Annotated in this window: 12 protein-coding genes and 1 riboswitch; of the genes, 7 read left to right on the top strand and 5 right to left on the bottom strand. The window is 48.1% G+C overall.

Annotated elements, in window-relative coordinates; genetic code table 11:
* Positions 1 to 41 precede the first annotated feature (41 nt).
* Positions 42 to 1,442, bottom strand: a complete 1,401-nt coding sequence (locus tag LPW40_RS07690; protein ID WP_230821650.1) for a YjiH family protein — start codon at positions 1,440 to 1,442, stop codon at positions 42 to 44.
* 378 nt (positions 1,443 to 1,820) lie between these two features.
* Between LPW40_RS07690 and speB the strand changes: the two genes are divergently transcribed.
* The 4 genes from speB to mcrC all read left to right on the top strand — a co-directional run bounded on the left by speB (position 1,821) and on the right by mcrC (position 8,068).
* A complete protein-coding gene (gene speB / locus LPW40_RS07685; protein ID WP_230821649.1) occupies positions 1,821 to 2,858 on the top strand; it encodes an agmatinase in 1,038 nt (345 codons plus the stop codon).
* A gap of 137 nt (positions 2,859 to 2,995) precedes the next feature.
* On the top strand, positions 2,996 to 4,429 hold the full coding sequence (locus tag LPW40_RS07680; RefSeq protein WP_230821648.1) for an NAD-dependent epimerase/dehydratase family protein: 1,434 nt from the start codon (positions 2,996 to 2,998) through the stop codon (positions 4,427 to 4,429).
* A gap of 181 nt (positions 4,430 to 4,610) precedes the next feature.
* Positions 4,611 to 7,019 carry an AAA family ATPase gene (locus tag LPW40_RS07675; protein ID WP_230821647.1) on the top strand — a complete coding sequence of 803 codons (2,409 nt, stop codon included), beginning with the start codon at positions 4,611 to 4,613 and terminating at the stop codon, positions 7,017 to 7,019.
* Complete coding sequence (mcrC, locus tag LPW40_RS07670; RefSeq protein ID WP_230821646.1) at positions 7,016 to 8,068, top strand: 5-methylcytosine-specific restriction endonuclease system specificity protein McrC; 1,053 nt, start codon at positions 7,016 to 7,018, stop codon at positions 8,066 to 8,068. Before LPW40_RS07675 ends, mcrC begins: the two co-directional genes overlap by 4 nt.
* 59 nt (positions 8,069 to 8,127) lie before the next feature.
* Here the strand turns inward: mcrC and LPW40_RS07665 are convergent, their stop codons facing one another.
* Positions 8,128 to 8,973 (bottom strand): glycine betaine ABC transporter substrate-binding protein, encoded by an 846-nt coding sequence (locus tag LPW40_RS07665; protein WP_230821645.1) that lies wholly within the window; start codon positions 8,971 to 8,973, stop codon positions 8,128 to 8,130.
* A gap of 381 nt (positions 8,974 to 9,354) precedes the next feature.
* On the opposite strand from LPW40_RS07665, the gene LPW40_RS07660 reads away from it, so the two are divergent.
* Together LPW40_RS07660 and LPW40_RS07655 are read left to right on the top strand one after the other, a co-directional pair.
* Positions 9,355 to 10,740, top strand: a complete 1,386-nt coding sequence (locus LPW40_RS07660; RefSeq protein WP_230821644.1) for an APC family permease — start codon at positions 9,355 to 9,357, stop codon at positions 10,738 to 10,740.
* Complete coding sequence (locus LPW40_RS07655) at positions 10,740 to 11,546, top strand: creatininase family protein (RefSeq protein WP_230821643.1); 807 nt, start codon at positions 10,740 to 10,742, stop codon at positions 11,544 to 11,546. The genes LPW40_RS07660 and LPW40_RS07655 overlap by 1 nt, the downstream gene beginning before the upstream one ends.
* Positions 11,547 to 11,590: 44 nt before the next feature.
* Here LPW40_RS07655 and LPW40_RS07650 read toward each other — a convergent pair whose 3' ends face one another.
* From LPW40_RS07650 to LPW40_RS07640, 3 genes are read right to left on the bottom strand one after another with little or no spacing between them, the layout of a single operon-like run.
* On the bottom strand, positions 11,591 to 12,166 hold the full coding sequence (locus tag LPW40_RS07650; RefSeq protein ID WP_230821642.1) for a hypothetical protein: 576 nt from the start codon (positions 12,164 to 12,166) through the stop codon (positions 11,591 to 11,593).
* The gene (locus LPW40_RS07645; protein ID WP_230821641.1) at positions 12,166 to 13,605 is read right to left on the bottom strand and encodes a sodium:solute symporter family protein; all 1,440 of its coding nucleotides are present in this window, start codon (positions 13,603 to 13,605) and stop codon (positions 12,166 to 12,168) included. The genes LPW40_RS07650 and LPW40_RS07645 overlap by 1 nt, the downstream gene beginning before the upstream one ends.
* A gap of 12 nt (positions 13,606 to 13,617) precedes the next feature.
* Positions 13,618 to 13,827: a hypothetical protein gene (locus tag LPW40_RS07640; RefSeq protein ID WP_230821640.1), complete on the bottom strand. Its 210-nt coding sequence runs from the start codon at positions 13,825 to 13,827 to the stop codon at positions 13,618 to 13,620.
* Positions 13,828 to 13,994: 167 nt separating this feature from the next.
* Positions 13,995 to 14,092, top strand: a riboswitch (TPP riboswitch).
* A gap of 86 nt (positions 14,093 to 14,178) precedes the next feature.
* On the opposite strand from LPW40_RS07640, the gene LPW40_RS07635 reads away from it, so the two are divergent.
* Positions 14,179 to 15,177: an ABC transporter substrate-binding protein gene (locus tag LPW40_RS07635; RefSeq protein ID WP_230821639.1), complete on the top strand. Its 999-nt coding sequence runs from the start codon at positions 14,179 to 14,181 to the stop codon at positions 15,175 to 15,177.
* Positions 15,178 to 15,180 lie beyond the last annotated feature (3 nt).

Genomic DNA, 15,180 nt, shown 5'->3' with positions numbered 1-15,180 from the left:
CTGTGCTTCCAAAATGGAAGTGCAGCCACTCTTTAGTTTGATCAGAATAATAAATGCATGAATACAGCGACAAGTGGCATTGCGATCAGCGTTCTCAATGTAAAGATGACGATCAGTTCCCAAAGTTTGAGCGGAAGTCCCGTCGAAAGCATGACAGCACCCGTCTCAGCGAAGAATATGATCTGCACCATTGAAACCGCAGTGACGAAGTATCTCGCCTGTACATCGAGTGTACCCACCATATCGGCAATGTAGAGCACCGGCAGGAACATTTCAGCAAGTCCAAGTGCAAGGGATGGTGCGATCAATGCGGCATCCGGTACCCGTAAAAGCTGGATGAACGGTGCGATGACGGCGCCGATGATCTCAAATGTCGGCGTGTATTCTGCGAGTATCAGCACCGACACCCCGATGGCGAACAGCATGGACAGCACTTTCGGCAGAACCGCGAGACCTTCCTTCAGGCTTTCCTTGATTTCAGAGAAGAAATCATTCGCATCGGCAGCCTGGTCTATCGCAGAATTGACGGCGATGCCGAGCGTGTTTTTATTGTACGTTTCTGCGACCCTCTCTTCCGGCGTCTGTTCGGTGTCATCGATATAGACATTCTTTTTGAGGGACAGCGGCGGGATGCGGATCATGATGAACGCGATGATGAACGCCACGAGGAACGACGAAAAGTACACTTTACCGAAATGTTCCATCAGGCCCGCCGTATCGATGACGACGGCCGCAAATCCGATGCTGACGGCACTGAAGCTCGTCGTGATGACGGCTGCTTCCTTCTTGGTGTAGAACTTCTTATTATACAGTTTGGTGGTGAAAAGCACCGCCACCGATGACGATGTCAGAAATGAAGTGATGGCATCCACTGCACTCTTGCCCGGCACCTTGAAGACCGGGCGCATGATCGGCTGAAGCAGTGTGCCGACAAAATCGATCGATCCGTAGTTGACGAAGAACGGTATGAATATCGCACCGAGCGGGATGACCCACATGACCGCAAGTGCGATGCCGGACATCAGTTCACCTGTGCTCGATCCGACGATCGCCTCCGGACCGTTGAAGGCCGGTATGGAAACCTGCAGTGTATATAGTATGGAGTACGCCGCCCCCAGAAAGTATATAGGAATATATATTTTTGAATCCTTTGCGTAATAGCTGTGCAGCTTCGTGCCTTCCTTCGATACGAATTTACCGACGAGGCTGAGCAGGGCGTTCCCCGCTGTTATGATGCTGATCATCCATATGCCGAGGATGCCGAATAGATCGATGAGTGTATTATAGATGAAGCCGAAAAGTATCTCCCTGTTGCCGTTGATTTCAAAAGGTATGAAGAATACCAGCACTGCGATGCTCGTGAAAAATATGAATCTGCTTACCCCTGTAAGATAGCGCTTTCTACTGAGTGCAACTCCCGCCTTATTGAATGGATCATTCATGTCCAGTCCCCCTTGTTAATTAAACATTCATTATTTTCAGAAACCCATCTCCCTGGAAACCATTATGCACGGGAGCATATTATTTAACAAGGGTTTTCCGACATAAAATTTTATAAAAACAAAACTTTTAAAATGCAATAATGCATTTATTTTATCATAGATTATTTATAAAAGGCTTTATTATAGATATTTATCAGTTAAAATGTAATTCTGCATTTTGATGCAATAATGCATTTATGTTATTATTTTTATCATTTTAATGAAATTATTTTGCGTTTTTGTATTGTATTTATGGAGAAACCGTGATAGATTTTAGTCACTGATAGATTTAAGAAAAGTCAGAAACTTAATGTTCATATAAAACAGGGGGAATGTATCATGGTAAGACCGGATGAAAAACAATTTTTGAATCTGCCGTTCACAGGCATCAGCACTTTTGGAAAGTATCCGATTTGTGATGAGGTGGAGAAGCTTTCCGAGATGGAGGCGGATGTGGCAGTGATCGGTGTACCGAACGACATGGGGACACAGTGGAAGTCGGGTGCAAGAATGGGCCCGAGGGCGATTCGCGAAGGTTCGACATTATACAGTTTCGGCCTGGAAGGTGCGTATGATATCGAAAATGACATCACTTACCTCGGACCTGATTGGAAAGTGCTGGACTGCGGTGATGTGGACATCGTCCATGGGGACATCATGCAGAGCCATGACAACACTGAAGAAATGGTGCGTAAGATCGTGGCACAGGGCGCTATGCCGGTGATCATGGGCGGCGACCATTCAATCACGGCACCTGTCGGCAAAGGCCTTGAGGAACTCGGCCCGTTCCACGTCATCCAGCTGGATGCACACCTTGACTGGGCGGATCACAGATCCGGCATGCGTTACGGCCACGGCAACTGCATCCGGAGATTATCGGAGCTTGACCATGTGGAGAACATCTACCAGTTCGGCATCCGCGGCATCAGCAGCAGCAAGAAGGAAGACGTCGATGCAGCAAGGGATTACGGTTCCACAATACTGTCGCCTAAAAAGATGCGCGAGAAGGGCATCCAGGGTCTGCTCGACCTCATCCCGGCGGGTGAGAAGTACTATATCACGATCGATATCGACGGTGTCGACCCTTCCATAGCACCGGGGACGGGCACACCTTCACCGGGCGGACTGCTCTATGATGAAGTGAACGACCTTTTGAAGGCGATTGCGGGCCACGGGGAAGTGATCGGGTTCGACCTGGTCGAAGTTGCACCGCAGTATGACCCGACAGGGATGACAGGACAGACGGCGGCAAGGATCATGCTTGATCTGTTGAGCTATGTCCTGAAGGAGAAGGAACTGAAGGGTGAAAAGAAAGGCAAGCGTTACACGCGCGAACCATTGAGCCTTGAAGTGATGCCTGCCCAGGATAGAAAATAAAATATATAGATGACGGCGTGGAGGCTTAGGCTTCTGCGCTGTTTTCGTTTGTCAGGTCAAGTTGATACATTCCTTATGCATACATACATCCCGGACTGTGGGGTATAAGTACCTAACTAATGATAAGGGGTGCTGACATGAAAATATTGTTGACCGGCGCATCAGGATATATCGGCGGAAACCTGATGGAAAGCCTGAAGGAAGAATATGAAATCATCGCAATATCAAGGAACACATCGAATAAGGAAGACGAAGAGAACGTCACCTGGAAGGAGGCGGATCTTTATTCGCAGCTGGACATCGAGCAGGTGATGGAAGGCGTGGATATCGCGATATACCTCGTCCATTCCATGCAGCCGTCGTCGAAGCTCGACCAGGGGACGTTTGGTGATAAGGACGCGATTCTCGCGGATAATTTCGCCTGGGCGGCGAAAAAGCAGGGTGTGAAGCGGATCATCTACTTAAGCGGGATCATCCCGGACGATGATGAGCTGTCGGCCCATCTGGAAAGCCGTCTTGAGTGTGAAAAAATCCTCGGGTCATACGGCATTCCTGTCTCCACACTGCGTGCGGGGTTGATCGTCGGGCCGAAGGGATCGTCGTTTCCAATCCTCCATAACCTTGTGAAGCGTCTGCCGGCGCTCCTCCTGCCGGCATGGGCATACAATCGGACGCATCCGGTGGCTTTGAAAGATGTTTTGTCCGGATTGATGGAGGTCGTCAAACGGAAACCTGAGCAGAATGAATCCATCGATATCGGCGGGCCGGAGGAGAAGACATACCGGGAGCTGTTCGAGGAGACGGCGGAAGTCATGGACAAGAAACTGCCGATGGTGGACCTGCCGATCATACCGATCTTCCTGTCGAAACTGTGGGTGCGCCTCATTGCACAGAAACCGAAGGAGATGGTCTATCCGCTGCTCGAGAGCCTCACACACGACATGGTCATGCGGGAGGAGAATTACGTCGAAGGCATCTCCAACGCCCCGACCACCTTCAAGGAAAGCGTCAGGATCGCGCTCGACGGGGAACTGGATCAGAGCAGTCCCTCAGCAGGCGGCATACTGCAGAAGAAGGATGTGCAGAAAAATGACGTGAAATCCATCCAGCGCATCAAAATCCCGGAGCAGTGGTCGGTCGAGGATACGGCTGATTACTACATCAACTGGCTGTCGAGGATCGGCGGCAGGCTGATCAATACGAGCGTCGATGATAAGGAGACTTCCATCACGCTGCCTTTCTTCAAAGATCCGATACTGATCTTCGAAAAATCGGAGGAACGGTCATATGAGGACAGGCTGCTCTTCTACATCAAAGGCGGTCAGTTTTCCCAGGAGCGGGAAGGGGGCCGCGCCCGTATGGAATTCCGCCGGGTGCTGGATAAAGATGAGGTGCTCATCGCCCTCCATGAGTACGAACCGACGCTGCCGTGGTTCGTCTATACGCTCACCCAAGCGAAGATCCACCTGATCGTCATGAAGGCCTTCGGCTTCGAGACAAGGCTCCTTGCCAATATGCTCGGTTCAAGGTATGCAAGATACGTATCCAGCCCGCATGCCGGAAGGACTTAAGAAAAGATAAAACACACTTTCAGATGAAAGTGTGTTTTTTGTCGTGTAGAATCTTATTTAAAGTAAGGAGTGCGTGCAGGGAGTAGCTGATTTTAGTAATTATAAAAAGAGTATAGAATAGTCTCTTTGTAAGAAGCTCAAGAAATCCCTGTATAAACTTCACTGATGGAAGGATGATTGGATGTTTGATACATCTCGGCTTGATACAATACTAGTGAATTACAAAGAAAGTTTTGTAAGTAAACAGTGGCCTGAAGAAAAATATAAGTGGGAAGCAGTAAAATGGTTCCAAGATCATTGGGACATAAATGCGCCCGATTTTCCTGAAATGTTGACCCAATCTCTGAGAAAAACTTCTAATCTTTTGGCTTCATCCGGTAACTTTCCGGCATCAATGATACAAAATTTTGCCAAGGCTTTCCCCGAAGAAGTACGGACAATGTTCATTAATCTTTTTGATGAAAGCCAGGATGTAGTCACCAGGATTCTCGACTTCAAAGAAAAATCCAAGACTCTTCTTGAGAACTATAATATTGAGCGGCTTGAAAAACATTACCAAAATGAAAACGCGATAAGTACATATTTATGGTTGCGTTACCCAGATAAGTACTACATCTATAAATTCTCAGAAATCAAAAGGGTTATAGAAGAACTCAGAAGCGAAGAGAGTATAAAAAAAGGGGCATATGAAACTAATCTTCGTACTTTCTATGCACTCTATGATGAAATTCGAAGAGTACTAAAGAAGGATGGTAAACTGGTTAATTTATTGAAATCACAATTAACTGCTGACTGTTATCCAGATCCTGAGCTCTGCACATTAACAATTGATGTGGGTTATTACATCAGTCGGAAACTCAATATACAAAAAGAATCCCCCTCTACAGAGGAGGAGTGGTTTCCTTCAGATTACTCGCCTGGCTTTACTGTAGATAGATGGGTTGAACTGATCAGAGATGAAGAGATTTTCGACTCCAGCAGCCTTGCAGTAATGAAACGCCTTAAAGATTACGGGGGGAAGGCGACCTGTAAGCAACTTTCTGAAAAATATGGTGAAACGCCAAACTTTTATAATAATGTTTCAGTGCATCTTGCAAAGCGCATAGCAAAGATAACAAAGTGTCCTTTGATGCCCAAAGATGCTGATAATTCCCAGTGGTGGCCAATCCTTTATATCGGTAAGCGCACAAACGATAAGGAGAAGGGTTCCTATATTTGGAAACTACGCGATGAACTCTCTGAAGCCCTCGACAAGGTAGATCTTTCTGAAGTGGAATTGTATATTACAAACCCTTCAAGCGAAACGAATGAAAATTACTGGTGGCTGAACACCAAGCCAGCCATCTGGAGTTTTTCTGATATAGCAGTAGGAGAAACACAATCCTTTTCTCTCCATAACGAACGTGGTAATAAGAGACGCATCTTTCAAAATTTCTTGGATGCAAAACCGGGTGAGAAAGTAATTGTGTATGAATCCCATCCAACTAAACAAATTGTGGCGTTGGCTGAGGTCCTTGAAGCACAAGAGAATAACCAAATCTATTTTAAAAAGCTTGAAGGTCTTGCTGTACCAATAGACTATCAAGTAATCAAAAATAGTCCAGAACTTGTAGATATGGAGTTTAATCTCAACCTTAATGGCACTTTGTTTAAAGTGAAAGAGGGTGAATACGATTTTATTCTGGACTTGATCCGTGAGGAAAACCCTTATGAATTGAAAGAAGAATCTGTGGAGTATAGTAAAAATGATTTTCTCAATGAAGTTTTTATGTCAGAAAATGCCTACGATACTTTGGTGACAGTGATCAAGAATAAGAAGAATATTATCCTGCAAGGTCCGCCGGGTGTCGGGAAAACATTTACTGCAAAACGCCTTGCGTATTCAATTATGGGAATTGAGGACGATCAACGTATTAAATTTGTCCAGTTCCATCAGAATTACTCTTATGAAGACTTCATGATGGGTTATAAGCCAGCGGGGGACACTTTTGAATTAAAATACGGGATTTTCTATCATTTTTGTCAAAAGGCTGCAAACCATCCCGAGAAAGATTTCTATTTTATCATTGATGAAATCAACCGTGGCAATATGAGTAAGATATTTGGTGAATTATTGATGTTGATTGAACGTGACTACAGAGGAACGAAAGCGACATTGGCATACAATGGACAAAAATTTTCGGTGCCTGAGAATTTATATATCATCGGTATGATGAACACGGCTGACCGCAGTCTCGCCATGATTGATTATGCGCTGCGAAGACGTTTCAGCTTTTTTGATATGGAACCGGGTTTCGAATCAGAAGGGTTTAAGAGATACCAGGAGAAACTGGAAAGTGAAACTTTTGATCTTTTGATAACAAAAGTGCAAGAATTAAATAAGGAAATAGCAACGGATCCGTCCCTTGGTTCAGGTTTTCGTATTGGACATAGCTATTTCATTAATCCGGAAGACAAGGACAATAATACTGATGAATGGATGAGGTTCATCGTCGAATATGATATTTTACCTATGTTACGCGAGTACTGGTTTGACGATGATGACAAGTTGAAATCATGGGAGAGCACATTACGTGGTGTGTTCCGATGAAGAAAGATAATACGATATTCATAAAAAATACCTATTATATGCTATCATATGCTTTCTCTGTTCTGAAGCAGTCGAATTATGATGAAATAGAAGGTGAAGACTTTGATAATATTCATAATTTATTTGCCGCTATCCTTTCAAAGGGTCTCAGCCAACAGCTGAAGCAGGGATTATACCGGGAATATACGAATCAAACGGAAGATTTGGCTGTAATGCACGGCAAGATTGACATGCAGGGCACCATCCGGAATAAAATTGCGAGAAAGCAGATGCTCACATGCAATTATGATGCACTTTCCGAAAATAACCTTTTAAACCAAATAATAAAAACCACAGTTCTGATGCTGATTCGCCATGCAGATGTAGACATTGAGTACAAAAGTATTCTGAAGAAGGAAATGCTTTATTTTTCTGATGTGGAAATGATTGAGCCAGGTGCCATCAACTGGTCAACTATTCGTTTTCACCGTAACACGCAGGCTTATCGGATGTTGATCTCCATATGCCGATTCATCATCGAGGGGATGCTTTTGAGTACGGATAAAGGCGGATATAAGATGGCTACGTTCATAGACGAACAGAGGATGAGCCGTTTGTATGAAAAATTTATTCTTGAATACTACCGAAAAGAATATCCTCACTTTGATGTAAGGTCTTCTCAAATCCCCTGGGGTATTGACGATGATATGAATGACATGCTGCCTGTGATGCAAAGCGACATCACACTGACATATGGCAACAGAGTGCTGATAATCGATGCTAAATATTATGCTCATAACACCCAATCGTACTTTGGTCCTAATAAAATACACTCGAGTAACATGTACCAGATTTTTGCTTATGTAAAGAATAAGGCCTATGAAGAAAAGACGAGCTCCCGGGAAATTTCCGGGATGTTGTTATATGCCCGTACGGATGAAGCGGTACAACCCGATAATGAGTATAGGATGAGTGGTAATAAAATTAGTGTAAAAACACTGGATTTAAACCAGGAGTTTATAGCAATAGCTGCTCAGCTTAATGCCATTGCTGATGAATTGGAAGGTTAAGTCAGATTCCCATTGCAAGAGAACACCCCTGAAAGCTTTTCAGGGGTGTTTTAAGTATGTCATTCTTTTGGATTCAGATCTTCGATTGAATCGATATCCATATATTCAGGGACGGCGATGCCTATTTTGGCACCTTCCGTATGCGGCCCGAGGTCATCAATCTGATCTGCGTATTCATCATAGTAGGTGCCGTCTGTTACAGGGAGCCATGGTGAGAGGGATGCATCCGCGTCACCTGCGGCAATGGTTTCAAACAAGGCGAGTGTATCCACTGCACTCAACGTGACATCAAAACCATGCTCGCTTAAAACAACGGCGGCGACGTTTGCGGTGAATAGTGAATCATCCCAGTGTGTGGTGACGAGTTTAACGGGTTCACCTGCTGCAGGTGTGGCGCCTGCTGTCCATTCCTCAACCGTATCCGCATTTTCATTCACCCATTCACGGGCGACTTCAGTATAGTCCGCATCCGTGCCTGCATTTTGTGCCACTGCGTCCTCAATCATTTCAGGTTCAAACTGGATCCTGTCCAGGATCTTGTAGGCGTGAGGCAGATCTTCTTCGAGGTCCGTTCTGGCTATCGTCCTTATGGCCTCTTCTTCCCCGAAGATGCCTTCAGTGTCCTCCAAATATTTGAGGTCATACTGTGAGAACTTGAAGTGGGGTGACCATGCAGCTACGGCAATCGGTGCTTCATTTTCAAAGGCCTCATCAAGTTCGGCGAGCATTGCAGCGGCGGATGAAGTCTTCTGTTCCCATCCATCCAGGCTGTCATATGTTTCTATGGCATCATTGATCGCTTCAGTCTGTCCGGCGCCGGGTTCAACTCCGGTGATTGTGTAATCCATTTCCTGACTGTAATCCCCATTTCCGGCATTATCGCTGATATCATCAGCTTCTGTCATGTTAATGCTGCAGCCTGCTGCAAAAAGTGATGAAAATAAAATTCCAACCAGCATGAATCTCATGAAATTGAAATTGAACAAATTGCATAGACTCCTTTTTAATGATGATAGAGCTTATGAAAGCTTCGGATATATTATAACAATCATGTGATTTAATTCCCAATATTATGATGTAAGCACTGGTGCAAAAGGAAATTTCACCAACAATAAAGCTCTTAAATCACTCTGATGTCCCGTAGCATATATTGAGACCGCTTTGTCATCCTGCTTTCAGCTGGGAACTATATTTTTATCCTCGCTAATTGTCCCCAAAATAATTTGAACTATTCAAAACATTCATATATTATAAGTGGGTATATTGCTGCTGAAAGGGTGAGGGTTATGGAAAGGGCTGCTGATCGTTCAATATCAAGGAGTTTAAATTTCATCGACCTATGGTCCATCGGTGTGGGTGCTTTGGTGGGCGGCGGAATATTCACCGTCATCGGTCCGGCGATTTCCGAGACGGGGCCTGCTTTATTCATCGCCTTCCTGATTGCGGGTGCTCTGGCGATCATGTCATCGATGAGCTATGCCGAGATGGCTTCAAGCTGGCCGTATCAGGGGGCTTCATATGTTTATTCCAAATTTGCTTTCTTTCCGATTTCAAAAGATTTGTCGAAACTGATTGCACTGTGGTGTTCAGGATTATATTTTCTTTCATTTTCTTTTGCCGCAGGCGCAGTGAACCTCGGGTTCGCGGGCTACCTGACGGTGCTTGTGCCGGGTGTGCCGCCATTCATTTCCGGGCCGGTCATCTCCGTATTGATCACTTTGATGCTGCTTTACGGCATCAATTTCACCGGTAAGGTCAATACTATATTATCGATTATACAAATCATTTCACTGTTTGCGATTGCGCTCTTCACGATAGGGAGCAATCCGGCAGGGCCGTTTACATATACGGACTTGTTCACGAACGGCGTCGCCGGCCTGTTTGCCGCCGTGGCGCTGATCGCTTTCGGCCAGATGCAGGTCGAAGCGGTGCTGACACTCGGTGAGGAGGCGAAGAACCCGCGGGTCAATCTGCCTTATGCGCAGGTTTCGGCACTCGTCACCGTGGTCATCTTATATGTGCTCGTCGGATACGGCGTGGTATCGAGTACACCGATCGAGGACCTTGCAGAATCCGCCGCCCCGCTTGCACTTGCGGTGGAGAATGTGCTGCCGTCATACGGTCCCGTGCTGATTGCGATTGCGGCCCTGACCGCCACAGCAACATCGACCATCGGCTGTCTGCTCGGCGCTTCGAGGATGTTGTATGCTGCGGCGAGGGAGCATGCTTTTCCGCCGGTGTTTGCGAAACTATCGAAAGCCGGGATTCCCTATAACGCAGTGCTTGCGACAGGTATCCTTGCGCTGGCCGCGACATTCATGAGCATATTCGGCTACGCGGAAGTGCTCGGCATATTGATCAGTGCCGCGGTGTTTTCCAACTGGCTTATGATGATCCTGATGAATATCGCACTCATCGTTGTGAGAAAAACGAGGACGGACTGGAGCCCACGTTTCAGGTATCCGTTCAACATCAAAAACGTGCCTGTCCTGGCAATCGTCGCTTCCCTCGGCTGTCTGGTGATCATCACCTATGTCAATCCGATTGCGATCGCAATCGGCGTCGGATGGATCGTGCTCCTCACCATATGGTACTTCGCCTATGCAAGGAAGCGCTGGAAGTTTTTAAGTCCGGAGGATGTCGAGAATCTATGGGTAAAGGAGAAGAAATGATGAAATATTATCTGCATGAAAATAAATGGGAAGACGTGGAAGCTTATCTAAAGGAGAAGAAGACGATCCTTCTGCCCGTTGGCAGTGTGGAGCAGCATGGAAAGCATCTGCCGCTCGGCACCGATTCACTGCTGGCCCAGGACATCGCGATGGATGTGGCCGAAAAGACCGGTGTGCTCATTGCCTCCCCATTGTGGTACGGCTGGGCACCGCACCATATGGCCTACCCCGGCACGGTCACGTTAAGGCCGGAGACATTGACGCATGTCGTGGAGGATGTATTGAATTCTTTGATCTATCATGGATTCGAAAAGATACTGATCATCAACGGGCACAGGGAAGCGAACCTGCCGCCGCTCCGAATCGCCCTGACCCGGGTCAGGAATAACACCGGCGCCTTCGTCGGGATCGCCGATCCGTTCTACATCAATGCAGTTGCGGGCAGGGAACTGAGTGAAGTCGAACCCGGCGGCATCGGACACGCTGAAGAACTCGAAACATCCATCATGTACGACAGGCACGCTGAGCTGTGCAGCCCGGAAGCTGCCGTCAAGAACATCCCGTCAGACCATAACAGGTTTTTACAACACGATCCGAACGTGCTGACGGATAAGATACTCACTGCAAGCGACGTCGCCCACTACAGGGAAGCGACAAATGGTGTGGGCGTGATGGGGGATGCAACACCTGCGGATAAAGATAAGGGACAGGAATACCAGAAGCGGATGGTGGACAACATCTCCGAGTTTGTTGAGTATCTCGAAGAGTTGGAAGTCGAGATCAGGAAAAAGGAAATACCTTTGTAAGCATTAAAAAACGGAAGCAGGACTTTATCCTGCTTCCGTTTTATTTATCCGAGCAAATCTTTTTTACTCGTCCATCTCTCACTCAGGAACTGCTCGTCTTCCCCCGTATTGGCATTGATGTAGAAAGTTTCGTCCACTTCAGCACTCTCCACCTTCACCTCATAAACTGGCAGATGTGCCAATGTGGTCTCGACTGTTTCATGCCGCGGCTTCTTCAGCATATACTGCTTGTCGATCTGCCGCTTCCTCACATCGTCCACATATTTCTGCAGGTCTTCCTCTGTGATATGCGGTTCAATTTTCTCACCCGGAGCTTCTTCGGTCACGGGCGGTACATGTGAGAAGATGCCCCTGTAGCCCGACACCGCGTCCACGAAAATCATGCGCGGAATCTTCCTCGGCGGGAAGGGCGGCCGGTCGGCAAGCACCATGCTCTTCACCATCCAGAACGGATGGTGTATCAGCGTTTTGCTCACTGTGTGTGATTGAAGATGCCCGGGTGTGATGGTTTTATTCATACGGGCCTTCAGTCCCAGGCTTTTATATATCGCCCGGTATAATGCTTTTTCGGATATATTTTTACTGCCGATGCGTTTTATCATCATGTCATCCTTTTCCATCAGTTATCCAGGTGTGTGTGGTACATGTCCACCCTGTCCTGCTGTTCTTTCGGCGGCGGTGATGTCATCAGGCTGACGACGATGACCAGTATGAGCGACACCGGTGCAGCGATGATCGGCTCTGCGTTCGTCGGCAGTGCCTGGCTTGCGACGAGTATGAGGAATAAAACCGCACCGCCGAGCATGCCGGTGAATGCCCCGATCTTATTCGCGCGCTTCCACCATATGCCGAGGACGAACGGAAATCCGAATGATGACAACAGGAATCCGCCGACCCATCCGACCATGACCGCAATGATGCCCGGCGGGTTGATGGCGATGACGATGCCGATGATGACGGCGACGAACATCGTGATCAGTCCGAGCAGTGTCACGGAACGTTCGGTCGCATTCGGGTTGATGTGCTGTTTATAGACGTCATGTGCAATACCTGCAGAGATCGCGAGCAGCATCGCATCGGCTGAAGACATGATGGCGGCAAGCAGCCCTGCAAGCATGATGCCCCCGAGTATCGGCGGCAGATATTCCTCCACGACGGAGACGAAGATCATATCCGTGTTCTCGAGCGTCCCCACGATACCGAGTGTGACACCGGCGATGGTGATGAAGAATCCGCTCAGGAACAGGATGATGTAGATGAACGTCCCCCACATCGAGGAGCGGCGTGCGGTCCGTGCATCGCGTGATGCGAAGTTACGCATGACGACGGACGGTGAAATGATGCCGAACCAGATGAAGGCGATGAACAGTCCGAAGTAGGACATCCACGGCTGTGTCACGTCACCGAAGGCCGGGTCCGTGGCAAGCGCGCTGTCGAGCATATTGCCGATGCTGCCGAAGTCCACCCAGATGATGGCAGCGAGCGTCACCGCACCGAAAAGCATGATCATACCCTGGAACAGGTCGGTGTATGTAATCGCCCACATGCCGCCGAGTGCTGCGTATATGGTGAACCCGAGTCCGAGTATGATGGTCGCCGTCGCGTACTCAATGCCGAGGACGTATGAACCGATGATGCCGGCTGCAGTCAGCTGCGGCACCATATAGAACGTCATGGCGAGCACGACGATGATTGCGGATAATATCTGGACCGATGTGCCGAACCGCTGATGGAAGAAGTCCGGCATGCTTTTGGCACCGGAACGCCTGACCTGGCCGGAGATTAGGAACATCGCGAGCGGCAGTGCCGCAAGCACCCCGAATGCGTACGTGAAATAGTACGGCAGCCCGAGCGTGACACCGGAACCGACCGCGCCCATCAATGAACTTGAACTCGCGATGGCTGCAAATATTGCGAAAGCACCGACGAATGTATTGATGCTCTGGCCGGCTGTGAAGTAGTCGCTCTCACTCTGGCGGGCGCGCCTGTAGAAGTAGATGCCGATGATTGTCATGAAGACAAGGTAGATTAATAAAATGATTCCTTCAGTAACCTGCATGTCCCATACCCCCTAATCCTTCTCAATTTTTTCAATCCATACGACATAGGCTGCGGTGATGATGAACCATAGGAACAGACCGAAGAACATCAGCCATGCAACCAGCGATATGCCGGCCATATAGATGTCGGTCGGCCACCATGCGAACACGATGGTGGAATAGATGATGATGATCAGGGTCATAAAGAGCCCCGGATCTTTGAACTTTGATCTTCGCGCCATGTGTAACATCCCCTTTTTGAATATTTGGTGTATTCAATCAATTGCGTAATTTAATTATATATAACCGGGAAAGCACTTTCAATGACCAATCTGGATGCCCGTCATAACAGTCTCCCGAGCGCTTTGACTTGCACCGCAATCATGATATACTGATTTCACAAGTGAATAATGATACATAGGGGAGCCGTACGGCTGAGAAGGAGGAATCCTGACCCTTTGACCTGATCTGGATAATACCAGCGTAGGGAATGTGTGATGGATGGACTGCTTATGGTCCGTCCCCGCTGTTCTTGACGCCTCCGGATCGGGAAGGCGTTTTTTTATGCCGTTTTTGAAAGGAGCGTTCATCATATGTTTAAGTTTATTTTTCCAATCGTCCTGCTTCTGCTGCTTGCAGCATGCGGCGGAGAGGATGGCGGTGGAGCCACGGACGAGGCCGAACTGACCGAGGTCACGTTCGTGCTCGACTGGACACCGAACACAAACCATACGGGCATCTATGCCGCAAAAGCTGAAGGTTACTACGAGGACCAGGGCCTTGATGTTGAGATCGTCCTGCCAGGTGAGGCGGGGGCCGAGCAGACAGTTGCGACCGGCAATGCGGACTTCGGCATCAGTGCCCAGGAGAACGTGACGCAGGCGCGCCTGCAGGATGTATCAATCGTCTCGCTTGCCGCAATCATCCAAGATAATACTTCATATTTGGCATCCCCTGAGGAGTACGGCCTTGAGACGCCTTCAGATCTTGAGGGTCACACATACGGCGGCTATGGCTCCCCGATTGAGGAGGAGACCATCGCGTCAATCATGCAGGCGGACGGTGCCGACTTCAGTGAAGTTGAGATCCTGAACGTCGGGGATGTGGACTTCTTCACGACCGTACAGCGGGATGTGGATTTCGCATGGATCTATTACGGCTGGACGGGCATTGAAGCCGAGCTCCGTGATATGCCGCTCAACCTGATCGACTTCACAGAATACTCGGATGCACTGAATTTCTATACACCCGTGCTGATCACGAATGAAGGTCTGATTGAAGATGATCCGGAGATGGTCGAGGCGTTCACCCATGCGACAGCGGAAGGGTACAGACTCGCGATGGAGGATCCGGAACGGGCGGCACAGCATCTGCTTGAGGCCGAACCTGACCTCGATGAGGAACTCGTCATGGCAAGCCAGGAGTGGCTCGCCGATGTCTACCAGGGTGATGCACCTTACTGGGGACATCAGGAACGTGATGTCTGGCAGAACTATATGGACTGGATGTATGAGAGTGATCTGATCGAATCGGAACTGGACGTCGATCAGGCGTTCACGAACGAATTCCTGCCCGGCGAAGCGGGGGAATAGGTG

The sequence above is a fragment of the Salinicoccus halitifaciens genome (assembly GCF_021026095.1).
Taxonomy (GTDB): Bacteria; Bacillota; Bacilli; order Staphylococcales; family Salinicoccaceae; genus Lacicoccus; species Lacicoccus halitifaciens.
The sequence above is the reverse complement of the archived record's forward strand: the minus strand, read 5'-3'. Positions and strand labels throughout refer to the sequence as shown.

Bases quoted from the DNA above. Each gene is read 5' to 3' on its own strand.
- LPW40_RS07690 (WP_230821650.1), bottom strand. From the start codon at position 1,442: ATGAATGATCCATTCAATAAGGCGGGAGTTGCACTCAGTAGAAAGCGC.
- speB (WP_230821649.1), top strand. From the start codon at position 1,821: ATGGTAAGACCGGATGAAAAACAATTTTTGAATCTGCCGTTCACAGGC.
- LPW40_RS07680 (WP_230821648.1), top strand. From the start codon at position 2,996: ATGAAAATATTGTTGACCGGCGCATCAGGATATATCGGCGGAAACCTG.
- LPW40_RS07675 (WP_230821647.1), top strand. From the start codon at position 4,611: ATGTTTGATACATCTCGGCTTGATACAATACTAGTGAATTACAAAGAA.
- mcrC (WP_230821646.1), top strand. From the start codon at position 7,016: ATGAAGAAAGATAATACGATATTCATAAAAAATACCTATTATATGCTA.
- LPW40_RS07665 (WP_230821645.1), bottom strand. From the start codon at position 8,973: ATGACAGAAGCTGATGATATCAGCGATAATGCCGGAAATGGGGATTAC.
- LPW40_RS07660 (WP_230821644.1), top strand. From the start codon at position 9,355: ATGGAAAGGGCTGCTGATCGTTCAATATCAAGGAGTTTAAATTTCATC.
- LPW40_RS07655 (WP_230821643.1), top strand. From the start codon at position 10,740: ATGAAATATTATCTGCATGAAAATAAATGGGAAGACGTGGAAGCTTAT.
- LPW40_RS07650 (WP_230821642.1), bottom strand. From the start codon at position 12,166: ATGGAAAAGGATGACATGATGATAAAACGCATCGGCAGTAAAAATATA.
- LPW40_RS07645 (WP_230821641.1), bottom strand. From the start codon at position 13,605: ATGCAGGTTACTGAAGGAATCATTTTATTAATCTACCTTGTCTTCATG.
- LPW40_RS07640 (WP_230821640.1), bottom strand. From the start codon at position 13,827: ATGGCGCGAAGATCAAAGTTCAAAGATCCGGGGCTCTTTATGACCCTG.
- LPW40_RS07635 (WP_230821639.1), top strand. From the start codon at position 14,179: ATGTTTAAGTTTATTTTTCCAATCGTCCTGCTTCTGCTGCTTGCAGCA.